The organism is Leifsonia sp. Root1293, from assembly GCF_001425325.1.
Taxonomy (GTDB): Bacteria; Actinomycetota; Actinomycetes; order Actinomycetales; family Microbacteriaceae; genus Orlajensenia.
Window position 1 is genome coordinate 474,182 of the sequence record NZ_LMEH01000002.1, and the last position, 25,462, is coordinate 499,643.

Below are 25,462 nucleotides of genomic sequence, written 5' to 3' on the forward strand. Positions count from 1 at the left end.
CCTGGTGGCATCAGTCGCCCGCGGATGCTGATCACATGGCGTTTTGACGGCACCCATGCAGAGCCTTCGCAGGTAGGTCTGGGAGTCTGTCCCGAACTGTCATCGGCTAGAATCAAGCCCTGTTCGTTTCGAGCCACCCCCGTTCACGAAAGTGAATGCGCCCGAGATGGACATGGAGGGCTGTCCGAGCGGCCGATGGAGCCAGTCTTGAAAACTGGTGGGCAGAGATGTCTCGTGGGTTCGAATCCCACGCCCTCCGCACAAGCAGGACGAGGCAACCGACTACCGAGAGGAACTGTGTGAGCGACGATCTTCGCCATCACTCCCGCCGGGCCTTGAAGACCCCGGGTGTGGCTCGGCACGGACGGCTGAAGCGGTCCAGCGCCACGGCGACGGCGTTCAAGGCGCTGGCCGCCGCGATGGCGGTCGTGTTCGTCGCAGGACTCTCGGTCGTGGGTATCGCAGGGCTGAGCCTCGCCTCGGCCGTGAGCCCGGGTGTCACGCTCGAGAACGAGAAGACCCTCGGTGCCATCCCGCAGATCGGCGCCATCGACGGCGGAGCCAACGTGCTGCTCGTCGGCAGCGACAGCCGCGAGGGCCAGGGCGACGGCTACGGCGAGGAGAGCGGTGACCTGAACGACGTCACCATGCTGCTCCACATCGCGCAGGACCACTCGAGCGCATCCGTCGTCAGCTTCCCCCGCGACATGTTCGTGCCCATCCCCGAGTGCCCCGACCCCAACGGCGGCACCTTCGACGCGATGAGCAGCCAGAAGATCAACACCACCCTCGGCTACGGCGGCCTCGCCTGCACGGTGCTCACTGTCGAGCAGCTCACCGGCCTCTCCATCCCGTTCGCTGCCGAAGTGCAGTTCAACGGCGTCATCGCGATGTCGGATGCCGTCGGCGGCGTTCCCGTCTGCGTCGCCGAGCGCATCGAGGACGACCACACCGACACGTACCTAGACCCCGGAGAGCACACGCTGTCCGGCCTCGCGGCACTCCAGTTCCTGCGCACCCGGCACGGCGTCGGCGACGGCAGCGACCTCACCCGCATCTCGAACCAGCAGGTCTTCCTCTCCTCGCTGGTGCGCACCATCAAGAGCGCCGACACGCTGACGAACCCCGTGAAGCTGTACTCGCTGGCGAAGGCCGCGCTCGGCAACATGAAGCTCTCGAACAGCCTGCAGAACATGGACACGATGGTCTCCATCGCCATGGCGCTGAAGGACATCGACCTGAACAACGTCGTGTTCGTGCAGTACCCGACGGGAAGCACCGACGGCGGCGTCGAGCCGCTCGAAGAGCCGGCAGCCGCTCTCAACGCCGCACTCCTGGCCGACCAGCCGATCGCTCTCACGGGTGACACCGGCGGATCCGTCGCCGACCCGAACGCGCCGGCAGCCACCGAGGAGCCGGCCGCAACCGAAGAGCCGACCGAGGAACCCTCGGCCGATCCGGAGCCGTCCACCGACGCCCCCGAACCGACCAAGGCACCGACGAAGGCGCCGACGACGAAGACCGAGCTCGACGCGAAGGGCCAGACGGCCGGGCAGTACACCTGCTCGAGCGGCCGAACACTCGACGACCAGTAGTTCGATCCGAAGGCGGCACCGACCGATGACATCCCCGGCTCCCGACACCGAGACCCCCGACATGCCATCGACCGGTACGCCATCGACCGCCACTCCGGGCCGCCTGCAGCGCTGGCTGCCGATCGTCGTCCCGGTGCTCGGGGTGGTGCTCCTCGTCGCCGGATGGGGGCGTGACCTCAACGGCATCGTCGTGGCCCTGATCGCCGTCGTGCTGGCGGCCGTCGTCCTCGCCGCCGTGCATCACGCCGAAGTGCTTGCCCATGCAGTGGGGGAGCCGTTCGGCTCGCTCATCCTGGCCGTGTCCGTGACGGTCATCGAGGTCTCGCTCATCATCACGCTGGTCACCGCCGGAGGCGAGGGCTCGGAGACCCTGGCGCGTGACACGGTGTTCGCGGCCATCATGATCACCCTCAACGGCATCGTGGGCATCGCCCTCCTGCTCGGGGCGTTCAAGCACGGTCCGGTGAAGTTCAATGCCGAGGGCACGGGCGGCGCGCTCGCCACGGTGGTCGCCCTCGCGACACTGTGCCTGGTGCTGCCCACGTTCACCTCGGCGCAGGGCCCCGTCTTCAGCCCGCCGCAGCTGATTTTCGTCGCCATCGCCTCCGTCGTGCTCTACGGCATGTTCGTCGCGGCGCAGACCGTCGGCTACCGCGAGATGTTCGTGCCCGTCGTGACCGAGGGCGAGAAGCGTCGCACCGCGGATGCGCACGAGCACGGCAGCACCCCGTCGCGGCGTGCGGCGCTCTCGAGCCTCGGGCTCCTCCTCGTCTCCCTGGTCGCCGTCGTGGGCCTGGCGAAGCTCGAGTCGCCCTCGATCGAGGCCGGAGTCGCCGCCGTCGGATTCCCGCCCTCCTTCGTCGGGGTGGTCATCGCTCTCCTCGTGCTGCTTCCCGAGGGCATCGCCGCCGTGCGGTCCGCCCGTGAGAACAAGATGCAGACGAGCTTCAACCTGGCGCTGGGTTCCGCGATGGCGAGCATCGGCCTCACGATCCCGGCCATGGCGGTGGCCTCGTTCTTCATCGCCGGGCCGCTGGCGCTCGGGCTGGGCTCGACTCAGATCGTGCTGCTCGTGCTCACCCTGTTGGTGAGCATCCTCACCCTCGTGCCCGGGCGCGCGACCAGGCTTCAGGGCGGCGTGCACCTGGTGATCTTCGCGGCATTCATCTTCCTGTCGATCTCGCCCTGAGCGCTGTTCATCCGGCGGCCCCGCCTCTCGGATTCTGGCGTAGGCCGATGTGCGGTTATGATTGCTGAGGTGTGTTCGCTCGCGAGCACTCAGGAGACGTCGCATAGTTCGGCCTAGTGCACCACCCTGCTAAGGTGGAGTACCCGAAAGGGTACCGAGGGTTCAAATCCCTCCGTCTCCGCGCAATCCCCGATCAGAACTCAGTTCTCAGGCGGGGATTTTGTGTCTCGCCCTCATGTCGACCGGGTCGGCGCTGACGCACTCGTGGCTGGAATGCTGCGCGCCATCCGACCGGAACTGCCGCGCCGACGGAAGGGGAGGATGATGAGCCCAATGAGCGCACGCTTCGAGGAACTCGACTGGCAGCAGACCGCGATGGGCGACCTCAGTCTGCGGCGGCGTGTCGAGCCGTCGCTCGGCGTGGAGGTCTTCGAGGTGAAGCTCGGCGACGAGTACCTGATGTCCAGCCTGTTCACCGTCGCCGAGGAGGAGCTGGCGACCCTCGGGCTCGCGGCATCCGTCGGCGAGGAAGCGGCGTCGCTCGACGTGCTCGTTGGCGGGCTGGGGTTGGGCTACACGGCGATCGCAGCGCTGCGCGACCCGCGGGTGCGCACGCTGGCGGTGATCGACACCATGCCCGCCGTCATCGCCTGGCACGAAGCAGGTCTGCTCCCGGTCTCGAGATCGCTGACGACGGATGCCCGCACCAGCCTCGTGCTCGACGACTTCTTCGCGCTGATGCGCCGCGCGCCCGAGCACGATGCCGCCCGCTACGACGTCATCCTGCTCGACGTCGATCACTCCCCGCGGCACCAGCTCGACCCGAGCCACGCCGACCTGTACACGGCGCTCGGTCTGCGCTCGCTCGCCCGCCACCTCGTCGAGGGCGGGGTGTTCGCGCTGTGGTCGGACGACCCGCCCGACGAGGAGTTCCTGGCGACGATGGAGGGCGTCTTCGTCGACACCGCGGCGCACATCATCGACTTCGCCAACCCGATCACGGGTGGCACGTCGTCGAACACCGTCTACGTGGCGCGCACCCGGACCCCCTGACGCATCCGTGCCCGGCCGCCCAACGCATCCGCTCGCCATCTGTGGCCGCATCGGGGCGGGCGGCCACAGGTGGCGAGCGGGCGAGGGTCGGGCGGCCACAGGTGGCGAGCGGGCACTGGTGCCGGCATCCGCATCTCGGACAGACTGGCCTCATGTGCGGAAGATTCGCCAACGACGCGAAAGTCGACGAGCTCATCCAGGAATTCGTGGCGCAGGGGAACGACTACAGGGACTGGCGCCCGACGTACTCGCTGGCGCCGACCGACGTGGTGCCCATCGTGCGCGAGCGCCAGCATCACGACACCGGCGAGATCACCCGCAGCGTCGAGCCGGCGGTGTGGGACTTCCACCCGTCATTCATCAAGGACTCCAAGCGGCCGAACTTCAACGCCCGCATCGAGACCGTGGCGACGAACGGCATGTGGAAGGGCGCCTTCGCCGGCTCGCGCTGCATCGTGCCGATGCGCGGATACTACGAGTGGGAGGGAGAGCCCGGACACAAGCGGGCGCACTTCATCCACGGCCCGGACAGGCTGCTCGCTGCCGCCGGCCTGGCGACGGCGCGCAAGGTCGATGACGAGTGGGTGGTGTCGACGGCCATCATCACCAGGGCGGCTCGGGATGCCTCCGGCGAGATCCACGATCGGATGCCGGTCTTCCTCGAGCGCGACGTCTGGGACGAGTACCTCGCCCCCGTCAAGCTCGACGATGGAGGCAAGGAGCACCTGCTCGCTCTGCTCGACTCCGAGTCGGAGAAGGTGGCAGCCACCATCACGACGTACGAGGTGGATCCCAAGGTGAACAACACCCGCAAGGTCGACCCGGCCGACCCGACGCTGATCGATCCGCTGGGCTGAGTCGTCGGCCGCGCTCCAAGGGGCATCCGGAGCGCGGCACTCGCGATGCGCGGGCTTCACACTTTTCAGGCTCTGCACAGGTCGGGTTCAGATGTCGGACACTCATCGCCGTAGGCTGGTCGAGTCCGCCGAGAAACGAGAAGAAGACACCGTGAAGGTCATCAGCTACAACCTCCGGAAGCACCGCGCTATCGGCGAGTTGACGGATATCGTGCAGCGTCACTCTCCCGACGTGCTGTGCCTCCAGGAGTGCGACGACCGAGCCCTCCCCGAGTTCATCGGCGATCTGCACCTGTCGGACGCGACCGCCCGCAACAGGCTCGGCCTCGCCGTCTACCACCGGAACAGGCAGTTCACCGTGCAGGCGACGAGGGCCTTCGAGCTCAAGCGTTCGCTGTACGACAGGGTGGCCAAGCCGGCGCACGAGAGGCTCATCGCCGTGCGCCTCCGCGACGAGGAGCACAGCCGGGAGCTGGTCGTGGCCTCCTTCCACGCCGCACCGCTCACCGCGCTGAACTCACTGCGTCGCAAGCAGATCCACGCCGCTCTCGCCGAGATGCAGCTGATGGGCCCCGGCCTCCCGGTGCTCATGGTCGGCGACTACAACTACCCGGTCTTCAAGGCGGGGCTCAGTGACAAGATCACCGCCTCGGGCTACGACCTGACGCTCAGCGACAGCCGCACCTACACGCGTTACAAGGTGTTCCGCGGCCACTTCGACCTGGCGACATCCGTGGGTCTCACGATCGAGAGCGTCGTGACCCTGCCCCGCGGATCGTCTGATCACCTGCCCATCCTGGTGACATCGAGCTACGCGGATGCCGCAGCATCGGCGAGCGCAGAAGCCGAAGCCAGCTGACTTCAGCCGACTTCACCCGGCTCCGGGCTCCGATGGCGGGACGGCAGGGCTAGACGCGCTCGACCGCCGATGCCCACACCCACGCCCGGCGCACGGCGCCGTCCTTCATGGTGAACTCGACCCGCACCGCCTTGCTGGTCCAGGCGATGGCCGTACAGCGCACGCGGATCGGCGACTCGGGGAAGCGCACCCACGCCGAGACGGCGATGGGTCGATCGGCCTCCTTGACCGGCTCGTCGCCGAGCTCCGCCTTGCCCAGCGAAATGGGCTGCGGCCGTGTCGCCATCTCGTGCACCGCTTCGTCGGTGATGTCACTGCCGTAGCGCCGGTTCTGTCCCATGTCTCGAACATAGTTTCGAAACTCGGATGCCGCAACTCGAGCCCGATGGCTGGCTGGTCGCGTGCAGGCGCTGAGTGTGCACGCTCACAGGGGTGTCGCAGCCCCAGCACAGAACTCCCTCAGGGCGGCTGCCTATCGTTGTGAGCGCGTGCCGATCCCCCCATCGGCATGACCGCTCTGCCACTGATCGCGCCTCGCGCGGCAGTGGCAGAGTCGCGCGGCTCTCCGCGCCGGCCGGGAGCCCCGATCCCCCGAGCCAGATCCAGCCTGCGTGCTGCACCGACGTGCGCACCGCGGCCCGTGCCTGCCGGAGCGCAGCGCATCGCCCGCAGCAGGGAAGCAAGAGCATTGGACCCCCGTGCACCGCCACATCAACACGATTCCCCCGCGCGCCCGCCGCAACCGCATCATCGCGACGACCGCCATCGCCCTCGTCGCCGCCGGAAGCATCCTCTCGGCCCCGTTCATCGCCAACGCCACGACCGATCAGGCCGCCGCCCAGCGCGAGACCGCCGCCCTCTCCCAGCAGGGCGCTCTCGACAACGACCACCTCTCCTTCTACGAGGACATCGCCGCCTACAAGGCGCAGAGCGCGGCTCGGGCCACGATCACCAGCGCTAACGCCGTGATCGCCTCGGCCGAGTCGAAAGTCGACGCGACCGAGCTCGAGACCACCGTCTCGCAGCTCGCCGACTACAAGCTGCTCAGCGTCGGTCGTACCGTCGCGCTGACGGATGCCGCCCAGGCGGCCGCCGCCCAGACCGCCGCCGCCGTGAGCGCAGCCGATGCCGCTGCGGCCGCAGCAGCGGAGGCGGCTCGCGTCGCGAACACTCCCGACGGCGCGCGCGCCACTGCCCGCCAGCTCGCCGCCAGCCAGTACGGCTGGGGAGACGACCAGTTCCAGTGCCTCGACAGCCTGTGGACCAAGGAGTCCGGCTGGGACGTGAACGCCAGCAACGCCAGCTCGGGGGCCACCGGCATCCCGCAGTCCCTGCCCGGCTCGAAGATGGCGACGGCCGGTGCCGACTGGGCCACGAGCGCCGCGACCCAGATCACCTGGGGACTCGGCTACATCGCCGGCAGCTACGGCTCGCCGTGCGCGGCCTGGAGCCACAGCCAGTCGGTCAACTGGTACTGAGCCGCTCCACGGCGATGGCCGGCCGAGGCGGTGTCGGAGGGTGGAGCGTAGGCTTGTTGCTTTGCAACATCCGTTCCATCCGCAACACAAGGGGATCAATTCCATGAAGACAACCCGCCCGGCCATCGTCGCCGCCCTCGCCGTCTCCGCGGCCCTGCTGTTCACGGGCTGCGCCAGCGGCTCCTCGAGTGACTCCACCGCCTCCGCCCAGAACTGCGACACGCTCCGGTCCGAGGTGCGCGACATCAACAACGGCGCGCAGAACACCCTCGCCGGTGACCTCTCCGCCGGCCAGGCCGACGCCAAGACGTATTTCGACGGACTCGGCGATCGCGTCGACACCCTCTCCGACGACTGGGACGACAACAAGGACGTCGAGAAGGCCCTCGAGGGCTTCAGCGACGCCCTCGACGCCGGCGAGGACTACATCGAGACGGTTCCCACCGATCCCGAGCAGCTCGACGCCGACGCGCAGACCAAGGCGATGACCGACATCTCCGACGCGGCTGCCGCTGTCAACGACGCCTGCAGCGCGAAGAAGTAGTCAGTTCAGGCCACGCGCCCCCGACCTCCCGTTCCGACGGGAGGTCGGGGGCGCGTCTGTTTGCGTGATTCAGTCGTACACTTGCGGGCATGTCGAGACGGTTGGCGGATGTCGCACGCAAGGTCGGAGTCAGTGAAGCCACGGTCAGCCGCGTGCTCAACAACAAGCCCGGGGTCTCGGAGGCCACCCGACGGACGGTGCTCACGGCCCTCGACGTGCTCGGCTACGAGCGCCCGACCAAGCTCCGCGGCGAACGAGCCCGCCTCGTCGGGCTCGTCATGCCCGAGCTGCAGAACCCGATCTTCCCCGCCTTCGCCGAGGTGATCTCCGGCGGACTCGCGCAGAACGGCTACACCCCGGTTCTCTGCACCCAGACGGCCGGCGGCATCTCGGAGTCCGACTACGTGGAGCTGCTGCTGCACCAGCAGGTCTCGGGCGTCATCTTCGTCGGCGGCGCCTACGCCCAGGCCGACACCTCCCACGATCACTACGAGCGCCTGCGAGAGCTCAACCTCCCCACCGTGCTCGTGAATGCGCCGGTGCCCGACCTCGACTTCGCCACCGTCTCGTGCGACGATCGCGTCTCGATGGAGCAGGCGTTCAGTCATCTCATGCAGCTCGGCCACAGCGAGATCGGCATCCTGCTGGGCCCGACCGACCACATGCCGTCCAGACGGAAGCTCGAGGCGGCCGCGCGGATCGCAGGCACCACGGGCCTCGAGTTGCCCGAGCGGCGCATCGTGCACTCGCTCTACTCCCTCGAGGCCGGACAGGCCGCCGCGACGAGGCTGCTCAAGGAGGGCGTCACGGCGATGGTGTGCGCCAGCGATCCGATGGCGCTCGGCGCAGTGCGCGCGGTGCGCCGTGCGGGGCTCCGCGTGCCAGAGGACATCTCCGTGATCGGCTACGACGACTCGGCGCTGATGAACTGCACCGAGCCTCCGCTCACCACGGTGAGGCAGCCGATCGAATCGATGGGCCGGATGATCGTGGAGCTGCTCATGCGGCAGATGACCAGCGGAGCCCCGGTGACCGACGAGCTGCTGTTCGCGCCCGAGTTGGTGGTGCGGGCCTCGACGGGGCCCGCAGCGGTCGCAGCGCGCTCCGCTGGTTGAGTAGCGCCCGACGGAGTCGGACGCGTATCGAAACCAGGTCCGAGCCGCGGGTCTCTGCGTCCGGTGTGGTCTCGATACTGCTGCTCGCTGCGCTCGCGGCCTACTCGACCATCGGGCCGCTTGCGATCCACTTGCATGAATCTTTACGCACATCCGAGCAAGCTGCTTACGCTTTGTTGAATTGTTGCGTCAATCTGTTACAAACACTACGTTCAACTTCACGCCGATGGAGTCGCTCGTAAAACAGCCCTTCGCGGTGCGCACGACATCCGTGCCAGACGCGATGAGGAGTCCTCCGAGTGACCATGTCCGTACTCGATGCCGGTAAGCCGGAGCAGGCGTCATCCGATGCCCTGTGGTGGCGCAGCGCCGTCATCTATCAGGTCTACGTGCGCAGCTTCGCCGACAGCGACGGCGATGGAACCGGCGACCTGCGCGGCGTGCGACAGCACCTGCAGTACCTGAAGGACCTGGGCGTCGATGCCATCTGGTTCAACCCCTGGTACCCGTCGCCGCTCGCCGATGGTGGCTACGACGTCAGCGACTACCGCGACATCCACCCGGCGTTCGGAACGCTCGACGAGGCCGAACTCCTCATCAGCGAGGCCCTGGCCCTCGGCATCCGCACCATCATCGACATCGTCCCGAACCACGTCAGCGATCAGCACCCCTGGTTCCGCGCGGCCATCGCCGCCGGCCCGGGATCGCCGGAGCGAGACCGCTTCTGGTTCCACCCCGGCCTCGGCGAGAACGGCGACGAGATGCCGAACCACTGGGTGTCGAACTTCGCCGGCGACACCTGGACGCGCACGACCAACCCGGATGGCACTCCGGGCGAGTGGTACCTGCACCTGTTCACCCCCGAGCAGCCCGACCTCAACTGGAATCACCCCGACGTCGTCGCCGAGCACGAGGACATCCTGAGGTTCTGGTTCGACCGTGGTGTCGCCGGCGTGCGCATCGATTCGGCCGGCCTGCTCATCAAGGATCCGACCCTCGCCGAGGTGCCCGAGAACCCTGGTCCGGGGGAGCACCCCACCGAGGACCGCGACGAGGTGCACGAGGTCTATCGGGCCTGGCGCCGCATCGCGGACTCCTACGAGGGCACCCGCGTGCTCGTCGGCGAGGTCTGGGTTCCGGATGCGAAGCGCTTCGCCGACTACCTGCGACCCGACGAGATGCACACGGCGTTCAACTTCGACTTCATGTCCCGCCCGTGGGGAGCGGACGAGTTCCGCGCATCCATCGACCTGATGCTCGCGGCGCACGCCCCCGTCGGTGCTCCGAGCACCTGGGTGCTGTCGAACCACGACGTGACGCGCCCGGTCACGCGCTACGGTCGCGAGGACTCGTCGTTCGCGTTCGGGAAGAAGCGCTTCGGCACACCGACCGACCTCGTCCTCGGCACCCGCCGGGCCCGAGCGGCCGCGTTGCTCACGGCGGCCCTGCCCGGATCGCTCTACATCTATCAGGGCGACGAACTCGGCCTGCCCGAGGTCGAACTGCCCACCACCCTGCTGCAGGATCCCATGCACTTCCGCTCCGGCGGCGTCGATCCCGGGCGAGACGGATGCCGCGTGCCCCTGCCCTGGCGCGGGACGGCTGCACCGTTCGGCTTCAGCCCGGCGCAGGCGGCCAGCGGCCCCTGGCTCCCGCAGCCCGACGACTGGTCCGCCATCACGGTCGAGGCGCAGGAGGCCGATCCCGAGTCCATGCTCAGGCTCTACCGGGAGGCCATCCGCATCCGCAGGCAGGAGGAGGAGCTGGGCGACGGAACCCTCGCGTGGCAGCTCGGCGGCCGACCCGGGGTACTCGCCTTCACCCGCGGCGAGCACTTCCTCTGCGTGACCAACCTCTCGGATGCAGCCGTCGAGTTGCCAGCGCACGAGAGCGTCCTGCTCGCCAGCATCCCGCTCGACGGCGGACTGCTGCCCACAGACTCCACGGCCTGGCTGCGCATCACGGCAGCCGACCGCAGAGGCGGTTCGGAGCATCCGGCCGTATGAAGCACCACCACCCCGGCACCAACCCACCACCACACCCCAGCAACACAGCACCGAAAGGACCTAAGACAATGAAGTCAGCAGCCAAGGTCGCGATCGCGTCATTCGCCGCGCTCGCCCTGGTCGGCACACTCGCCGGCTGCGGTACCGGATCGGGTGACGACGGCGGAAAGCTCGAGCTCCGCGTCGCCACCTTCCCGCCCGGAGCGGATCAGGCGGCCTACGACGCCTTCGCCGTTCAGGAGAAGCAGTTCGAGAAGCTCAACCCCGACATCGACGTCATCGGCGTCGAGTACGAATGGAAGGCACCGACCTTCGCCGCGCAGCTCGCCGGCGGAAGCCTGCCCGATGTCTTCACGGTGCCGTTCACCGACACCAAGACGCTGCTCGAGAACGGCCAGCTCATGGACGTCACGAAGGAGGTCACCGACCTCGGATACGCCGACAAGTTCAACCCGATCATCCTCGGGGAGGTTCAGGATGACGAGGGCAGCATCTTCGGCTTCCCGCGCCAGGCCTACGCCATGGGCCTGCACTACAACCGCGACCTGTTCACCGCTGCGGGCCTCGACCCCGACAAGCCGCCGACCACCTGGGACGAGGTGCGCGCCGCCGCCAAGGCCATCTCGGACAAGACGGGCAAGGCCGGCTACGCCACGATGACGATGGGCAACACCGGCGGCTGGCAGCTCACGGCGCAGTCGATCTCGCGCGGCGCCGAGATGCAGACGGACAACGGCGACGGCACCTACACGTCGACGCTGAACAACGAGGGAACGAAGGACACCCTCGAGTACTTCCACGACCTGCGCTGGGACGACGACTCGATGGGCGACAACTTCCTGCTCGACTGGGGAAGCATCAACCAGGAGTTCGCCGCGGGCAACCTCGGCATGTACACCAGCGGGTCCGACGTCTACACGGCTCTCGTACGCGACTTCTCCATGAAGCCGGAGCAGTACGGCCTCACCGTGATCCCGACCGAAGGCGCTGAGGCCGGCGTGCTGGGCGGCGGAGACATCGCCGTGATGAGCCCGAAGATCGACGACGCCCACAAGGCCGCCGGCGTGAAGTGGATCGACTGGTACTACATGCAGAAGCTGCTGAACGAGAAGGCGGCCCAGGCCGATGCCCAGGCTCTCGCCGACAGCGACCAGGCGGTCGGGACCCCGGTCCTGCCCGTGCTCGACAAGGCGACCTACGACCAGCAGCAGGAGTGGATCAAGCCCTACGTCAACGTGCCGACGGATCAGATGGCCGGATTCTTCGACGGCATCTTCGACCAGACGCCCGTCGGCGAGTTCAAGGGTCAGACCCAGCCCATCTACGGCCTCCTCGACAACGTCATCCAGGCCGTGCTGACCGACGAGAACGCCGACGTCGACGCCCTTCTCACGAAGGCCGACTCCGACGCGCAGGCGCTCCTCGACGGACAGTAGGCCGATTCGGTGACGGATGCCGGTTCCCAGCGCACGCGCCGGGAGCCGGCATCCGCACCGCCGCACCCCGCCCGCAGCCGCACCAGGGTCATCGCCGCCCCATACGAAGGAACCAGCCACCATGACAGTCACGGATGATCCGCCCGTGGTCAGAGACGCTCCTCCCGCCGACCCGCCGGCATCCGTCGCCGTCCGACGGCGCCGGAAGCGCAATCCGGCCACCTGGGTGCGCGGAGGCGGGCTGTCGAACCTGATCTTCCTCGCCCCGATGCTCGTCGTCTTCACGGTGTTCAGCTGGTCGCCGATCGTGCAGTCGGTCATCATGAGCTTCCAGAAGACCAACCTGGTGCAGCCTGCCACCTGGGTCGGCCTCGACAACTTCGAACGCGTGCTCAGCGACCCGAACCTCGGCACGGCCATTCTCAACACCCTCTACTTCGCCGTGCTGGCGCTCGTCTTCGGGTTCCCGATTCCGCTCTTCCTCGCCGTGCTCATGAGCGAGGTCAAGCGGGGGAAGGGCCTCTACAGCGCCCTCGCGTACATGCCCGTGGTCATCCCGCCCGTCGTGGCCGTGCTCCTCTGGAAGGTCTTCTACGACGCCAGCCCCAACGGCGTGTTCAACACCATGCTCGGCTGGGTCGGCATCCCGCCGCAGCCGTGGCTGCAGAGCGCGGTCACCGCGATGCCGTCGCTCGTGATCGAGGCCACCTGGGCCGCGGCCGGCGGATCGATCATCATCTACCTCGCCGCCCTGATCAGCGTGCCGCCGGAGCTCTACGACGCCGCGGAGGTCGACGGCGCCGGCGTCTGGCGCAAGGTCTGGCACGTGACGATGCCCCAGCTGCGCGGCGTGCTGTTCATCATGCTCATCCTGCAGATCATCGCGACATCGCAGGTGTTCCTCGAGCCCTACCTGTTCACAGGGGGTGGGCCGAACAATGCGACCCTCACGATCCTGCTGCTGATCTACCGCTACGCCTTCCAGAACTCCCTCGGCGGCGACTACGGCGAGGCGACGGCGCTGAGTCTCATGCTCGCGATCTTCCTCGGCCTCATGAGCTGGGCGTACTTCAAGCTGACCGAACGATGGAGCACCAATTGACCACCAGTGTGAGCTCGGATGCCGCAGGCCGCCGTGCACTGATCCCCGACACGAAGAGCCGCCGGAAGAAGGTGCGAAAGTCGCTCGACGACGAGACCGACCGCGGCGTGCTCTCGGAGTACGAACGGCGGCGCGGCGGCGTGCGGGCCTCCATGGCCGGCGTGCACGTCGTGCTGTTCGTCGGACTGGTCGTCGCAGGACTCGGACCGATCCTGTGGCTGGCGAAGGCCGCCGTGACTCCCACGCAGGACACGCTGCAGCATCCGTTCGAGCTGTGGCCGAACGGCATCGACTGGGCGAATCTGTCGTCGGCGTGGAACGACGTGCACATCGACCAGTACTTCGTGAACACGCTGGTGATCGCCGCAGGATCGTGGCTGTTCCAGGTGCTCGTGGCCACGACGGCCGGCTACGCCCTCTCCGTACTGAAGCCCAAGTACGCGCCGATCCTCAATATGGCCGTGCTCGCGACGATGTTCATTCCGGCGGTCGTGCTGCTCGTGCCGCTGTACCTGACCATCCTGCATCCGCCGGTCATCGGAACCTCGTTGCTCAACACCTACTGGGCCGTCTGGCTGCCCGCCGCGGCGAACGCGTTCAACATCCTGCTGGTCAAGCGGTTCTTCGACAACCTGCCGCGTGAGGTGTTCGAGGCGGCGAAGACCGACGGCGCCGGACCGTTCCGCGTGTTCTGGTCGATCGTGCTTCCGATGTCCCGCCCGATCCTCGGCGTGGTGTCGGTCTTCGCGATCATCGCCGCCTGGAAGGACTTCCTCTGGCCGCTGCTCGTGCTGCCCGATCCCGCGGTGCAACCGCTGTCGGTGCGTCTGCCCGCGGTGCAGTCGCAGACCGAGCTCGACGTGTTCCTTGCCGCGCTCGCCATCTCGACGATCATCCCGGTCGCGCTGTTCCTCGTCTTCCAGCGGCTCTTCCTGCGCAGTGCCGGACTCGGCGGTGCCGTGAAGGGCTGACGGATGCCGCGCAGCTGCGCATCCGCCCCTCGAATTGGTGAGACGCCACTGTCTGGGATATAGTCTGTAGGTTGCTTCCGGCCGGTTGGCCGGCGGAGAACATGCGCCCGTAGCTCAACGGATAGAGCATCTGACTACGGATCAGAAGGTTGGGGGTTCGAATCCCTCCGGGCGCACAGCAGGCCCCGTCTTCGGACGGGGCCATTCTCGTCGGCTCGGTCGCACGAGTGCGTTCTCACTCCGTCCTGGCGCGATGGAGGCCCCGGGACCGCTGCGGGGTGCGGCACCTCAGCGTCGGGCGAGCCCCACCGTGGCCGGGCCCTCGAGGCGTCGGCCGGCCGCAGAGAACCGTGAGCCGTGCGCCGGGCAGTCCCAGCTCGCCTCGGCGTCATTCCAGGTCAGCACGGCACCGAGGTGCGGGCACACTCCCGACACGCGGCAGGTCGCGCCGTCGACGGTGGAGGCGGCCACCGGCGAGAGGCCGACCCTGCCCACGACCCCAGTGCCTTCGGCAGGAGCCTCGACCGGGAGACGTCGGGTCAGTGCCTTCGTCCAGCCGACCGCGTAGTGCTTGCCCACGGCGGCGTTCATGCCGATGCCCGTGGCGACGGCCGCCGGAAGCGTCATCCGGTGCCGCAACCGAACCGCCCAGTCGGGCAGGTCGCCGACCAGGTCGCCCGCGAGGGTGATGGCGCACTGCGCGGCATTCGTCATGCCCCACTTGCTGTAGCCCGTCGCGAGGAACACCCGTCCCCGTCCGCGGGGCAACCACCCCGCGAACGGAACACCGTGCGGGGTCGCATAGTCCTGGGCGCTCCAGGCGTGGGTGCGCTCGGCTCCCGGCCAATGAGTCGTCGTCCACTGTTCGAGGTCGTCGACGAGCGATGCCGGCGACGGATGCCGGCCCACCCCGTGCCCGTTGCCGCCGATGAGCAGCAACTCCCCGGACCCCGCGTCGGGCCCGGCATCCGGAGTCGTCCGGATCGATCGGGAGGGATCGTCGACGCTCAGGTACATGTCGGGCGGAAGCGCGCCGCCGGGAACCCTGTAGCTCGCGGCGTACGACCGCTCGGCGGAGAGCTTCGCGAAGTACAGGCCGCGGTCGAGGATGGGCGTTCCGGTGGCCAGCACCAGGCGCTCGCAGCGGTACTCGCCCCGGGTGGTGCGCACCCGAACGGGCTGCCCGGCGCGGACACCCAGAACCGTCGTCGCCTCATGGATGGTTCCTCCGGCCGCCCGCAACTCGGAGGCGAGCGCCGCGAGAACCAGGATGGGATCGAACTGCGCCTGATCCGCCAGCCGGACGGCCCGGTGCGTCACGAACGGCAGCCCGGCATCCTCGAGCAGGGTCGCAGGCAGCCCGGCGGAGACGGCGGTCTCGTACTCCTTCTCCACAGTGGCGACGCCGTCGGACGTGGCGGCGTAGCTGAGTGCCGCCCGCCGCTGCACGGGCACGCCGTGCTGGGCGGCGAAGTCGAGCAGCCAGCGCTGGCCGGCCAGGTTCGCGTCGACGTAGGCCTGCGTCACGCCCGGCGTGTTCCGGCCCGCCACCTGCTGGAGGTGGGCGCCCTGGAGCACACTCAACTTGGCCGTGCTGTTGCCCGTCGCCACCGCGCCGATGCTCCGGGCGTCGAGCACGGTCACGCGGCGGCCGGCACGTGCCAGGAGCAGCGCCGTGATGAGTCCTGTGAGGCCGCCTCCCACGACGATCTCGTCGACATCGCGGGCCGCCGCCTCGACTCCGAGTCCGTGGCGGTCCGTCTCGATCCCCGGTGATCGCGCATTCCAGAGGGAGATCCTGGACGAGGTCCCGGGTGGGGTCAGGAGGGAGGTCATGGTGCGACGCTAGGCTCGCGCGTCACGCTCGGCAACGGCTTGCGCATGCCGCTCGGGCGTGCTGGGCATTGCGCTTGTTCCCTCCTCGGAGCATCGTGGATCCCATGATCACCAGCCTCGGTCCCAACGAGATCTTCGTGTTCGGCTCCAACGCCAGCGGCGCGCACGGAGGGGGCGCGGCCAGGTTCGCCGCCGACCACTTCGGCGCCGTCTGGGGCCAGGCCGAAGGGCTGCAGGGCCGCAGCTACGGCATCGACACCATGAGTGGACTGCCCACCATCGAGACGCAGGTTGCCGCCTTCCTCGAGTTCGCCGCGCAGCATCCGGAACTCCGCTTCCTCGTCACGGAGGTCGGATGCGGCATCGCCGGCTACACCCCGGAGCAGATCGCCCCGTACTTCAGCGATGCGACTCAGAACGTCGTTCTTCCCGAAGCCTTCGTCAGCGTGCTCGATCGGCGGGCGTGACGGGCGCTTTCACCCGAGCGCGACCGACCGGCTGAGACGTCAGTCGCTCGCGGCGTCGGCGCCGGTGTCGACGCCGGTGTCGGCGTCGGTCTCGCGGCGGCGGCGCATCGACACCAGAACCCCGGACACGACCATGAAGGCGGCGTAGCCGAACAGCGCGATGGCGAGCCCGGGCACGATCCACGAGCGGGTGTCGCCGTTGACGACGCTGCTCACGTAGCCGACGAACGGCACGCTGTACCAGAGCCTGCCCTTGATCTGCTCGGCGACGACGGGCGGATCCTCGACGGCGTTGTTGTCGCCCTTCAGGGTGAAGGAGGTGCTGCCGTCGCTCGCCGAGGTCATGCCGATGACCCTGTGGGTGATCACGTCGGGCTCTCCCGAGCGGATCTGGTACGTCACGACGTCGCCGACCCGGATCTCGGAGGGCTCCACCGGACCGACGACCACGAGCGTGCCCGGCGGAAGCGAGGGCTCCATCGACTGCGTGAGCACGGTGAGCGGAGTCGCCCCGCCCACCTTGGGAACGATGATGAGCAGGGCCGCGAGCGCGACGACCAGGCCGAGCAGCCCGATGCTCAGACCCAGGCCGAGATAGTGCAGCAGACCGCGCTCGCGGCGCGCGTCGGGCGCGTCGTCGGCGGTGGTCGTCTGCCGGGATGTCGGTTCTGTGATGGTCACGGGTTCCTCCGGCGGCGCGAGCGGTACGGCAGGAGGAGGGCCAGCCCGCCTCCTGCGATGAGGGCGACGGATGCCGAGAGCCAGGTCAGGGCGTCGGTTCCGGTCGAGGAGAGGGAGTCGCCGGACGGACCGAACGGACCGCCTGCGGCACCGGCCGGCGCAGGAAGCGGTGTCGGCTCGACGGAGGCGGTCGGGTCCGGTGTCGCGGACGGAGATGGATCAGACGATGGCGGTGTCGTGGGCTCGGGATCCGGGTCGACGAGCACCGGCAGATGGGCGCCGTCCCCGTCGCACTCGGCGTCGTCGAGCCACGGCGACGTTGCATCGCGCAGGCCGACGGTCAGCGTCGCTGCGGCTGTCGAACTCTGCGCGATCGCCCCGCCGACGTCGGCCATGGCGAGCCTGAAGGTGATGGGCATGCTCGCTCCCGGCTGGAGGTACTGCTCGCCCAGCAGCATGAAGCAGCTCTCCGTGGTCGAGAAGGTCATCGGTTCAGCGGTCGACTGGGTCCCCGTCGTCGCACGCAGTGACAGGGCACGGCCGTAGTCGCCGTCATCGACGCTCACGTCGGTCGCGTTCACGCGGATCACCAGCGGCGACGAGCCGTCATTGCGCACCCACAGCCGCGCGGTCTCGCGTTGGCCGGGAACGATCGGGCCGAGACCGGCGAAGAGTGCGCCCTGGGCGCGGGCTGCGAAATGGACGCCGTCGCGGCTGAAGGAGACAGCATCCATCACAGACGCGGATGCTGGCGGAGCCGGCGCAGCACCGACGATCGCGGCGCCGCCCAGCAGGCCGATCACCGCGACACCGAGCAGGCGTCGGGACGAGCGCCGGATGCCGCCTCGGATCATGGGATCCTCTGGGTTGCCGTGTAGGTCACAGTGAAGGTCGAGGTGCCGTTCTGGAGTTCGTTGCCGGCTGCCGCGTCGAGCTTGAGCTCCATGCAGTAGCGGGTCTTCGCCTCGGTGGTCGTGGCGGGGAGCACGACTGCTGCCGTCGGACCGAACGCGTTGAGCTTGCCGCTCACGCCGCCGGTCATTCCCGCGGTGCAGGTCGTCGTCGACGGTGTGATGGTGAGCGTGACCGCGCTCGCCATGCCGGTCGGGGTCGAGGTGTTCACGGCGACCGCAGCGACCAGATTGGCGCTGGAGCCACCGGTGTAGCCGACTTCGTACGAGCCGAGCACCGACGTGCCGGGCAGGAGCTTCGTCGCCAGGCCGCCGAGACTCTGGTTGCTGATCGTCAGGCTGAGGGATCCGGCCGTGACGGTCGCAGGCGATACCGCCGCCTGGCTGTTCCAGAGAGCGAAGGTGCCGCCGGAGGTGGCGACGGTCACGGCGCAGACGGCCAGGATCGCACCGATGAGAATCGACATGCGGCCGTGAAGGGAGGAGGAGCCGCGCTCACGGCGCACCGGAACGGCTGCCGGTGACAGCTGTCTCTGATTGCGCATGAACTCCTCCTCCCTTCAGGTGCGTGATGTCAGGTGCGTGACTTCGGGTGAATCACCGATCGTTACGGTGCGACCTGCAGCGCCGTGAAGGTGATCGCGCTCAGGTCGGCTGCGCCGAGCTTCGCGGTGTTGTCGACGCCTGTGCCTGCGGGCAGTGTGATGGTGAGCACCACATCGAGGGTGGTCGTGCCCTCGGCGAACGCGGTCGTTCCGGTGACAGTCGTGCCGGCCTTCTTGACGACGAGGGTCGGCACGAGGGCAGCGGCGAGGGCGGTGTTGGCCGGTGTGACCGGGGTCTTGGCGGTGATCGACGTCGAGTTGAACGAGACGTTGCCGGCCAGGTGGGTGCCCGTCGCCGTGACGGTCACGGTGCCCGTGTAGGTGACCTTGGTGCCGGGAGCGAAGACGACGGCCTGCGGGTTGGCGATGCTCGTCGCCGTGGCGGTCGTCGTGTCGGTCCAGGCTCCCGAGGTCGCCGTGGTGAGCGTTCCGGCGGTGATCGTTCCCGCGTTGACGCCAGTGCTGTCGTTCCACAGCGCGAACGTGCCGGCGCCTCCGAGGAGAAGAGCGATGCCGGCTGCGCCTGCAATCGATCCCTTGATGATCTTGTTCATGGTGCGGTTCCTTCCGAATGAGCGTGCCGGCGCGTCAGCGCACCACGAATGGCGCGGCCGAGTCGGCCCGAAGTCACGCCTCACGCGAGGCGGAACACTGATGTAGGGCTGAGTGCTGGGACACGCCACATGGCGTGTACCTCGATTCGACTGTATACGTCGGCATAACGGCCGACCTACGGATGTACCCCGTAATCGCTGCACCCAATACAGGTGTCACGCGACAAGGGGGCGACGGGGTACGGATCGGCTGCATTTCCGTCCTCGATGCGCAGGTCTGGCCGCATTGCGCACGGAACCGGCGCGTAACCGGCGTGAAACAGCGATGGCACTGGGTCCGATGCACGACATCGATGGTCGGTCGGAGTTCGACCAGGTTCGAGCATGGCCTATTCCGACCCCATTCAGCTCGCTCGGTCCCCCTTTGTGCCGTCTCGTGTACCCCGACGAATTCCGCCGATTTCATCGGGGATTTCAGTCTCGACCTCAGATTCGGCATTCCGGAGTGGCCCCCACTCGGGGTACTTTGTCGTATGAGCCAGAGAGCACTAGGCTCACCTCAAGGTGTCTGCCAAGCGGATGCCCCAATCCGATTACGCGTCACTACCGAGCGCCGCCCTGAGCGCACTCCTGTGACGGCACACACGTCAGCCGACCCGAAAGGCACGTGGACATGGAGCCCGAACTCCGTATGCCCACGCTGGAGCACCCCGCTCCGGCTGTGCTCGGTCACGCCCCGACCGCGCTTAGCGCGGTATCAGGGAGCCTGTGTGGCGCGCCATCGGAGCGCTCTCGACGGGCCATGTTCGGGTAGCCCGGCCGAGATGGCAATCCTGCGAGGGACTGCCGCGATGGGGCGGGGAGTAGGGTCTCCGTCCCATCGTTCCTTTAACCCTCACCGCCCGCTTCGCTCGGCTCTCTGCTGACGGGAGCGTTCAGCTCTCCGCGTTGCGCAGCTTGTCGCAGAGCCGCGTCAATTCGGTCAGTTCCGCGGTGCTGAGCTTCGTGCCGACGCGCTGACGGATCGACTCGGCATGCTCGACCGCGACCCGGCGGTAGGAGTCGTAGCCGGCATCGGTCAGCGTGACGATGGCACCCCTGCCGTCGGACGGGTCGGTGATCTTGTCGAGGAAGCCCCGCGACACGAGCCTGTCGACGAGGCGGCTCACGCTGGGCTGCGTGAGCAGCACGTGCTTGTTGAGGTCGCGCAGTCGCAGGCTTCGATCGGGTTGACGCGAGATGTTGAACATCACGTCGTACTCGTTGAACGAGATGTCGTGGGCCGGGAACTCGTGGGTGAGGGTGCGCATCACAGCGACCTGGGCGCGGAACAGCGACTCCCACGCTACGACGGCCGTTGCTTTGTTCGACATGCCCACTCTCCCCTTCGAGGTACCAGAATAGGGGGCTGCGGCGTCAGGCGTGCGTCGGCCATGTCATCTGCACCGGATGCAGCCTCTGGGCGGGAGTTCTTCTCGGGCCGCGTGGGGAGTGCCGAGCGCTCTCGGAAGTCATTCCCGGGTGTCGCCGGACGTGATTGAGGGCCGGTCGTTGAGGCTAACGACCGGCCCTCTCCCTTGCACCAAGAGTGTCCTGCAATCACATTCCACGTCAGTCGCCACAGCAAACAACTGACGCTGAATCGAATATATAACGAAGAGGTAACGGCCGCTAGTACCACGCACGTGAATTCTCAGAATTCACATGAGTCCCACGTGACCCGCCGCCTCAGAGTGCCGGAGCAGCTGCGGAGTCCGGCTCGGGCGAGGGGGACGCTTCGTCTTCGCGAGGGCGCCCGGAGCCGAGCGAGATCGTTGTCAGGAGGCCCAGGGTGAGGAAGCCGGCCGCCGTGAATGCCGAGTAGCGGGTCGCATCACTGAAGGCGTCGCGCGCCGCGGCTGCCGCCTCCGGTGACTTCTCCTCGAGGGCAGGGATCGCCGAGCCCGAGCTGTCGACCACGAGGTCGACGACCTGATCGCGGGCGGCGGCATCCGGGATCGTCGATTCGAGCGAGGAGTCGAGACTGTTTCCGAGCGACGTGAACAGCACGGTGCCGAGCACCGCGATGCCGAGCGCCGATCCGAACTGGCGGGCGGTGCTCTGGGTACCGGATGCCTGCCCGCTCTGTTCGACGGGCACGTCGGCGAGTACGACGCCGGTCAGCTGCGCAGTGGCGAGGCCGACGCCGAATCCGTAGACGAAGAGCCCGATCACGATCTGCCACCAGGGGGTGTCGCTCGAGATCACGATTGCCACCAGCACCAGGCCGATGATCTCGAACAGGATTCCGGCGCGCACGATCCACACAGGGGCGAAGCGGTGACCGAAGGCGCCGGCGGCGCCACTGGCCCCGAAGGAGCCGATCGCCAGGGCGAGGAGCACGTACCCGGCCTGCAGGGCGTCGTAGCCGAGGACGTTCTGCATCCAGAGCGGCAGCGACAGGATGATGCCGAACTCACCGAGCGAGACGATGAGCGCTGCGACGTTGCCGTTGCGGAACGACGCCAGCCGGAACAGGGAGAACGCGATCATCGTGCTCTGGCCGCGCCTCTGCCGGCGCAGGCCCCACCAGATGAACGCGGCACCGGCGACGAGGGTGATGGCGAAGGCGATGGGAATGGGCGAGATGACGAACGGCCAGGTCCAGTCGCCGATGGTCAGGTCGTCTGCGGCGAGCCACCAGCCGTAGCTGCGACCCTCGATCAGACCGAAGACGAGGCTGGCCGAGGTGATCACCGAGAGCACGGCGCCGACGACGTCGACGCGGGACGGATGGGCCGCCTTCGACTCGACCACGGCGAAGAGCGCGCCGGCGACGATGAGGATGCCGAGGGGCACGTTGATGCCGAAGGCCCAGCGCCAGGAATACTCGGTGGTGAGCCATCCGCCGAGCAACGGTCCGACGGCCGCCATGCCGCCGATCGTGGATCCCCAGACCGCGAACGCGATCCCGCGTTCCCGGCCGCGGAAGGTGGCGTTGATGAGCGAGAGGGTCGTCGGCAGAATCATGGCGCCGCCGATGCCCTGGATGACGCGCGCGAAGATCAGGAACTCGCCCGTCGGGGCGAGGGCCGCCAGGATGCTCGCGAGAGCGAAGATCGAGATGCCGATGATCAGCATCCGTCGTCGTCCCCACTGGTCGGCGAGGGTGCCAAAGACCAGCAGCAGCGCGGCGAACACGAGGGTGTAGCTCTCCTGCACCCACTGCACCTGCGTGGAGCTGATGTCGAGATCGTCGATGATCGAGGGGATCGCCACGTTGACGATCGTGGAGTCGACGATGATCAGGGCGACGGCGAGGCTGATGACGACGAGCCCGAGCCAGCGGCGACGATCGACCGGGGGATTCAGCGCGCTCATGCTCGCGGCTCCTCGGGGTCGGTCACGTCGTCGAGGAATGCGTCGATGACCGCCCGCTCCTCCGGGGAGAACCCGGTCAGAGCCTCGCGAACGACCCTTTCGGCCCGGACGGCCTGTTCCTGCAGCGTCTCGCCGTGGTGCGGTTCCACCTGTCGACTCCTCTCACGTTGTCTCTATCGACATAACTCTCTGTCACCGAGAGTTTATTCCGGGTCGCGCTTCGGCCACAATGAGACTGTGGATGAAACAGGCGTGGAGGATGCAGCGGCAGTCGAGGTGGACAGCCTCAGACGGATCACCCGCGCCCATCAGCGACTCCATTCCGCGACCGAACAGGTCTCCAGCGCCTTCGCTGCCCTGCAGGGACTGCACCAGATCGACCTGGAGGCGCTCCTCGCCGTGATGAACGCGGAGCGGGCGGGATCGCCACTCACGCCGGGCCAGCTCGGCGCCGCCGTGCGGCTGAGTTCCGCAGCGACCACCGGTCTGGTCGACCGGCTGGAACGGGCCGGCCACCTCGAACGGCGCCGGGACGACCAGGACCGCCGCCGTGTTCACCTGTACTACGCGGATGCGAGCATGAAGGTGGCGCAGCAGTTCTTCGGCCCGCTCGGGAAGATCTCGTCCGAACTGCTCGCGCGCTACACGCCTGAGCAGCGCGAGCTCATCATGGGATACCTCGAGGCTGCCGCCGACGGGATGGCCGCCCACGCGCGCGCTCTGGAAGAGCCCGGCGACAACTGATTCTTCGCACCCAGGGTGCTCGAGGGGGACGCATGGACGTGCTGGTCATCGGAGTGCTCGGAGTGCTCGCCATCGTACTCGCCGCCCAGGCGTCGGGCAGGCTCGGGGTCGCAGCCCCGCTCCTCCTGGTCGTGCTCGGCATCGGGGTGAGCCTGCTGCCGTTCGTCGGCGACATCGAGATCGAACCGGAGTGGATCCTCGCCGGCGTGCTCCCGCCCCTGCTCTACTCGGCGGCGGTGTCGATGCCGACGATGGAGTTCCGCCGCGACTTCCGAGCGATAGCCGGACTTTCGGTCATCCTCGTGGTGCTCAGCTCGGTGCTCCTCGGCCTCCTGTTCGCCTGGCTCATCCCCGGGCTCGGGCTGGCTGCCGCGATCGCCCTCGGTGCCATCGTCAGCCCGACGGATGCCGTCGCCACCTCGATCGTCAAGAAGCTGGGGGTCTCGCCGCGCATCGTCGCCGTGCTCGAGGGCGAGAGCCTGCTGAACGACGCGACGGCCCTGGTGCTGCTGCGCTCAGCCATCGCGGCGACGGCCGCCACGGTCTCGTTCTGGGGCGTGCTCGGCGACTTCGCCTACGCCGTGGCCGTGGCCGTCGCGATCGGCGTCGTCGTCGGCTGGCTCAACCTGCGGCTGCGACACCGCGTGAAGGACGCCGCCGTCAACACCGCCATCTCGTTCACGATCCCGTTCATCGCCTCGGTTCCGGCCGAGGTGCTGGGCGCGTCCGGCCTCGTGGCGGCTGTGGCGGCCGGGCTCGTCACCGGAATCGGCGCGCCGCGCTGGCTCACCCCGGCCCATCGATTCTCCGATGCGCAGAACTGGCGCACCATCGAACTGCTGCTCGAGGGGGCGGTGTTCCTGGTGATGGGGCTGGAGCTCTGGACCCTGCTCGATGACGTGGGGACGGATGGCGGCGGGCTGTGGACCGCGCTGTGGATCGGCGCGGTGGCGCTCGTCGCCACGGTCCTGGTGCGGGCCGCCTACGTGGTTCCGCTGCTGCAGGGGCTGGCACGATCGGCGAGACGCAAGGCTGCGCGCACCGAGCAGTTCGGCGCGATCCAGGACCGCATCGATCGGATGGAGGCTGGAACACCGGCGCTCGGCGACGGGCAGACCGGCGGCGATCCCCGGCGCAGTCGTGGCATGCCGCCGGGGGATCCGACCCGTATGGAGGATCGCCCGATCCCGAAGCTGCGACCGGGAGACGCCGACAGGTTCCGCGACCGCGTGGTGCGTTACGTCGCCGACGTCGACTACATGCAGGCCGAGCCTCTCGGCGTGAAGCAGGGTGCTGTCGTGGTCTGGGCGGGCATGCGCGGCGTGGTCACCCTCGCGGCGGCGCAGACCCTGCCCCAGGACACGGAATCGCGCTCGCTGCTCGTTCTCATCGCCTTCGTCGTGGCGGCGCTGTCCCTGCTCATCCAGGGCGGAACCCTCGGCTGGCTGGCCCGCCGTCTCGGGCTCACCGGCATCGGCGTGAACATCGAGGAGCGCGAGCGGCTGTCCGCGGAGTTGAACGCCGTGGCGCTGGCAGTGCTCAGCGACAAGGGCATCGATCCGCGCGAGCTGATGCGCCGGGCCTCGGATGAAGGCGCATCCGATGTGCCTGATCCGAAGCCCGACTTCGATCGTGTGCGGGCCATCCGCGTGGAGATGCTCGAGGCCCAGCGGGTGCGCCTGCTCGATCTGCAGAAGGCTGGCACCTACTCGTCCAGCGCCCTCAGCTGGGCATTGCAGTCACTCGACGCCGATCAGATCAGCATGGAGCTGCACGCGCCCGACGCGGGGGAGTGACGGCGCCGGCTGACTGCGCTTCGAACGCGGACTTCGTCCGGTTCTCAGCGAGCGGCTATTCCGTTGTCGCTCGCTGAGGGCCGAGCGGAGCGACCGCCACTTTCCGCTCGCTGAGGGCCGAGCGGAGCGACCGCCCGATGCGCAAAGACGACCGGCTCGCCATTGCACGCACGCGGCGCCGGTGCCAGCATCCGTCACCGCTGTGACACTTCGTGACGATCGTGACGAACTGTGAATCGCCGCGCTGGTCGGGCCCTCCGGCTGCGACATACCTTCTGGGCATCACCCGCCCACAGGAAGGTA

24 protein-coding genes and 3 tRNA genes are annotated in these 25,462 nt (G+C 68.1%); 18 read left to right on the top strand and 9 right to left on the bottom strand.

Features of this window, described 5'->3' with window-relative positions; genetic code table 11:
- Nucleotides 1-174: 174 nt before the first annotated feature.
- The 7 genes from ASC59_RS14060 (at nucleotide 175) to ASC59_RS14090 (ending at nucleotide 5,553) form a co-directional block, all read left to right on the top strand.
- A tRNA-Ser gene (locus ASC59_RS14060) sits at nucleotides 175-259 on the top strand.
- Nucleotides 260-299: 40 nt separating this feature from the next.
- A complete protein-coding gene (locus tag ASC59_RS14065; RefSeq protein WP_055824325.1) occupies nucleotides 300-1,595 on the top strand; it encodes an LCP family protein in 1,296 nt (431 codons plus the stop codon).
- A gap of 61 nt (nucleotides 1,596-1,656) precedes the next feature.
- A complete protein-coding gene (locus ASC59_RS14070; RefSeq protein ID WP_055825603.1) occupies nucleotides 1,657-2,784 on the top strand; it encodes a calcium:proton antiporter in 1,128 nt (375 codons plus the stop codon).
- Nucleotides 2,785-2,876: 92 nt separating this feature from the next.
- Nucleotides 2,877-2,965 (top strand) — tRNA-Ser (locus ASC59_RS14075).
- A 152-nt stretch (nucleotides 2,966-3,117) separates the two neighbouring features.
- Complete coding sequence (locus ASC59_RS14080) at nucleotides 3,118-3,837, top strand: spermidine synthase (protein WP_055824327.1); 720 nt, start codon at nucleotides 3,118-3,120, stop codon at nucleotides 3,835-3,837.
- 152 nt (nucleotides 3,838-3,989) lie between these two features.
- Nucleotides 3,990-4,694, top strand: a complete 705-nt coding sequence (locus tag ASC59_RS14085) for an SOS response-associated peptidase (protein WP_055824329.1) — start codon at nucleotides 3,990-3,992, stop codon at nucleotides 4,692-4,694.
- A gap of 151 nt (nucleotides 4,695-4,845) precedes the next feature.
- Nucleotides 4,846-5,553 (top strand): endonuclease/exonuclease/phosphatase family protein, encoded by a 708-nt coding sequence (locus tag ASC59_RS14090; RefSeq protein ID WP_055824331.1) that lies wholly within the window; start codon nucleotides 4,846-4,848, stop codon nucleotides 5,551-5,553.
- Between the two features lie 49 nt (nucleotides 5,554-5,602).
- On the opposite strand, the gene ASC59_RS14095 is transcribed toward ASC59_RS14090, so the two are convergent.
- A complete protein-coding gene (locus tag ASC59_RS14095; protein ID WP_055824332.1) occupies nucleotides 5,603-5,893 on the bottom strand; it encodes a hypothetical protein in 291 nt (96 codons plus the stop codon).
- Between the two features lie 358 nt (nucleotides 5,894-6,251).
- Between ASC59_RS14095 and ASC59_RS17535 the strand changes: the two genes are divergently transcribed.
- From ASC59_RS17535 to ASC59_RS14135, 8 genes are all read left to right on the top strand, one after another.
- A complete protein-coding gene (locus tag ASC59_RS17535; protein WP_082513699.1) occupies nucleotides 6,252-7,031 on the top strand; it encodes a hypothetical protein in 780 nt (259 codons plus the stop codon).
- A gap of 103 nt (nucleotides 7,032-7,134) precedes the next feature.
- On the top strand, nucleotides 7,135-7,575 hold the full coding sequence (locus ASC59_RS14105; RefSeq protein ID WP_055824334.1) for a hypothetical protein: 441 nt from the start codon (nucleotides 7,135-7,137) through the stop codon (nucleotides 7,573-7,575).
- Between the two features lie 89 nt (nucleotides 7,576-7,664).
- Nucleotides 7,665-8,690: a LacI family DNA-binding transcriptional regulator gene (locus ASC59_RS14110; protein ID WP_055824337.1), complete on the top strand. Its 1,026-nt coding sequence runs from the start codon at nucleotides 7,665-7,667 to the stop codon at nucleotides 8,688-8,690.
- A gap of 305 nt (nucleotides 8,691-8,995) precedes the next feature.
- Nucleotides 8,996-10,696 carry a glycoside hydrolase family 13 protein gene (locus ASC59_RS14115; RefSeq protein ID WP_055825607.1) on the top strand — a complete coding sequence of 567 codons (1,701 nt, stop codon included), beginning with the start codon at nucleotides 8,996-8,998 and terminating at the stop codon, nucleotides 10,694-10,696.
- A gap of 68 nt (nucleotides 10,697-10,764) precedes the next feature.
- The gene (locus tag ASC59_RS14120; protein WP_055824339.1) at nucleotides 10,765-12,132 is read left to right on the top strand and encodes an ABC transporter substrate-binding protein; all 1,368 of its coding nucleotides are present in this window, start codon (nucleotides 10,765-10,767) and stop codon (nucleotides 12,130-12,132) included.
- A gap of 121 nt (nucleotides 12,133-12,253) precedes the next feature.
- Complete coding sequence (locus ASC59_RS14125) at nucleotides 12,254-13,234, top strand: carbohydrate ABC transporter permease (RefSeq protein ID WP_200942409.1); 981 nt, start codon at nucleotides 12,254-12,256, stop codon at nucleotides 13,232-13,234.
- On the top strand, nucleotides 13,231-14,205 hold the full coding sequence (locus ASC59_RS14130) for a carbohydrate ABC transporter permease (protein WP_235492742.1): 975 nt from the start codon (nucleotides 13,231-13,233) through the stop codon (nucleotides 14,203-14,205). The genes ASC59_RS14125 and ASC59_RS14130 overlap by 4 nt, the downstream gene beginning before the upstream one ends.
- Before the next feature lie 103 nt (nucleotides 14,206-14,308).
- A tRNA-Arg gene (locus ASC59_RS14135) sits at nucleotides 14,309-14,381 on the top strand.
- A 112-nt stretch (nucleotides 14,382-14,493) separates the two neighbouring features.
- Here ASC59_RS14135 and ASC59_RS14140 read toward each other — a convergent pair.
- Nucleotides 14,494-16,041, bottom strand: coding sequence for an FAD-dependent oxidoreductase (locus ASC59_RS14140; RefSeq protein WP_055824341.1), 1,548 nt, complete (start codon nucleotides 16,039-16,041; stop codon nucleotides 14,494-14,496).
- Nucleotides 16,042-16,145: 104 nt separating this feature from the next.
- On the opposite strand from ASC59_RS14140, the gene ASC59_RS14145 reads away from it, so the two are divergent.
- Nucleotides 16,146-16,508 (top strand): A1S_2505 family phage non-structural protein, encoded by a 363-nt coding sequence (locus tag ASC59_RS14145; RefSeq protein ID WP_055824343.1) that lies wholly within the window; start codon nucleotides 16,146-16,148, stop codon nucleotides 16,506-16,508.
- A 39-nt stretch (nucleotides 16,509-16,547) separates the two neighbouring features.
- Here the strand turns inward: ASC59_RS14145 and ASC59_RS14150 are convergent, their stop codons facing one another.
- The 7 genes from ASC59_RS14150 to ASC59_RS17395 form a co-directional block, all read right to left on the bottom strand.
- Complete coding sequence (locus ASC59_RS14150) at nucleotides 16,548-17,189, bottom strand: signal peptidase I (protein ID WP_235492743.1); 642 nt, start codon at nucleotides 17,187-17,189, stop codon at nucleotides 16,548-16,550.
- A complete protein-coding gene (locus ASC59_RS14155; RefSeq protein ID WP_055824345.1) occupies nucleotides 17,186-18,043 on the bottom strand; it encodes a hypothetical protein in 858 nt (285 codons plus the stop codon). Before ASC59_RS14155 ends, ASC59_RS14150 begins: the two co-directional genes overlap by 4 nt.
- Nucleotides 18,040-18,645, bottom strand: a complete 606-nt coding sequence (locus ASC59_RS14160) for a SipW-dependent-type signal peptide-containing protein (RefSeq protein ID WP_055824346.1) — start codon at nucleotides 18,643-18,645, stop codon at nucleotides 18,040-18,042. The genes ASC59_RS14155 and ASC59_RS14160 overlap by 4 nt, the downstream gene beginning before the upstream one ends.
- Before the next feature lie 62 nt (nucleotides 18,646-18,707).
- On the bottom strand, nucleotides 18,708-19,259 hold the full coding sequence (locus ASC59_RS14165; RefSeq protein ID WP_055824349.1) for an alternate-type signal peptide domain-containing protein: 552 nt from the start codon (nucleotides 19,257-19,259) through the stop codon (nucleotides 18,708-18,710).
- A 935-nt stretch (nucleotides 19,260-20,194) separates the two neighbouring features.
- On the bottom strand, nucleotides 20,195-20,632 hold the full coding sequence (locus ASC59_RS14170; protein ID WP_055824351.1) for a MarR family winged helix-turn-helix transcriptional regulator: 438 nt from the start codon (nucleotides 20,630-20,632) through the stop codon (nucleotides 20,195-20,197).
- A 355-nt stretch (nucleotides 20,633-20,987) separates the two neighbouring features.
- On the bottom strand, nucleotides 20,988-22,619 hold the full coding sequence (locus tag ASC59_RS14175) for an MFS transporter (protein ID WP_055824353.1): 1,632 nt from the start codon (nucleotides 22,617-22,619) through the stop codon (nucleotides 20,988-20,990).
- Nucleotides 22,616-22,768, bottom strand: a complete 153-nt coding sequence (locus ASC59_RS17395; RefSeq protein ID WP_162243190.1) for a hypothetical protein — start codon at nucleotides 22,766-22,768, stop codon at nucleotides 22,616-22,618. The genes ASC59_RS14175 and ASC59_RS17395 overlap by 4 nt, the downstream gene beginning before the upstream one ends.
- Before the next feature lie 88 nt (nucleotides 22,769-22,856).
- Here ASC59_RS17395 and ASC59_RS17400 point away from each other — a divergent pair, with 88 nt between their 5' ends.
- Nucleotides 22,857-23,363, top strand: a complete 507-nt coding sequence (locus ASC59_RS17400; protein WP_200942410.1) for a MarR family winged helix-turn-helix transcriptional regulator — start codon at nucleotides 22,857-22,859, stop codon at nucleotides 23,361-23,363.
- Nucleotides 23,364-23,395: 32 nt separating this feature from the next.
- Nucleotides 23,396-25,159 carry a cation:proton antiporter gene (locus ASC59_RS14185; RefSeq protein WP_055824357.1) on the top strand — a complete coding sequence of 588 codons (1,764 nt, stop codon included), beginning with the start codon at nucleotides 23,396-23,398 and terminating at the stop codon, nucleotides 25,157-25,159.
- The last annotated feature ends 303 nt before the right edge of the window (nucleotides 25,160-25,462 follow it).

Coding starts and splice junctions, on each gene's coding strand:
- ASC59_RS14070 (WP_055825603.1), top strand. CDS start 1,657: ATGCCATCGACCGGTACGCCATCGACCGCCACTCCGGGCCGCCTGCAG.
- ASC59_RS14080 (WP_055824327.1), top strand. CDS start 3,118: ATGAGCGCACGCTTCGAGGAACTCGACTGGCAGCAGACCGCGATGGGC.
- ASC59_RS14085 (WP_055824329.1), top strand. CDS start 3,990: ATGTGCGGAAGATTCGCCAACGACGCGAAAGTCGACGAGCTCATCCAG.
- ASC59_RS14095 (WP_055824332.1), bottom strand. CDS start 5,893: ATGGGACAGAACCGGCGCTACGGCAGTGACATCACCGACGAAGCGGTG.
- ASC59_RS14105 (WP_055824334.1), top strand. CDS start 7,135: ATGAAGACAACCCGCCCGGCCATCGTCGCCGCCCTCGCCGTCTCCGCG.
- ASC59_RS14110 (WP_055824337.1), top strand. CDS start 7,665: ATGTCGAGACGGTTGGCGGATGTCGCACGCAAGGTCGGAGTCAGTGAA.
- ASC59_RS14115 (WP_055825607.1), top strand. CDS start 8,996: ATGTCCGTACTCGATGCCGGTAAGCCGGAGCAGGCGTCATCCGATGCC.
- ASC59_RS14120 (WP_055824339.1), top strand. CDS start 10,765: ATGAAGTCAGCAGCCAAGGTCGCGATCGCGTCATTCGCCGCGCTCGCC.
- ASC59_RS14125 (WP_200942409.1), top strand. CDS start 12,254: ATGACAGTCACGGATGATCCGCCCGTGGTCAGAGACGCTCCTCCCGCC.
- ASC59_RS14140 (WP_055824341.1), bottom strand. CDS start 16,041: ATGACCTCCCTCCTGACCCCACCCGGGACCTCGTCCAGGATCTCCCTC.
- ASC59_RS14145 (WP_055824343.1), top strand. CDS start 16,146: ATGATCACCAGCCTCGGTCCCAACGAGATCTTCGTGTTCGGCTCCAAC.
- ASC59_RS14155 (WP_055824345.1), bottom strand. CDS start 18,043: ATGATCCGAGGCGGCATCCGGCGCTCGTCCCGACGCCTGCTCGGTGTC.
- ASC59_RS14160 (WP_055824346.1), bottom strand. CDS start 18,645: ATGCGCAATCAGAGACAGCTGTCACCGGCAGCCGTTCCGGTGCGCCGT.
- ASC59_RS14165 (WP_055824349.1), bottom strand. CDS start 19,259: ATGAACAAGATCATCAAGGGATCGATTGCAGGCGCAGCCGGCATCGCT.
- ASC59_RS14170 (WP_055824351.1), bottom strand. CDS start 20,632: ATGTCGAACAAAGCAACGGCCGTCGTAGCGTGGGAGTCGCTGTTCCGC.
- ASC59_RS14175 (WP_055824353.1), bottom strand. CDS start 22,619: ATGAGCGCGCTGAATCCCCCGGTCGATCGTCGCCGCTGGCTCGGGCTC.
- ASC59_RS14185 (WP_055824357.1), top strand. CDS start 23,396: ATGGACGTGCTGGTCATCGGAGTGCTCGGAGTGCTCGCCATCGTACTC.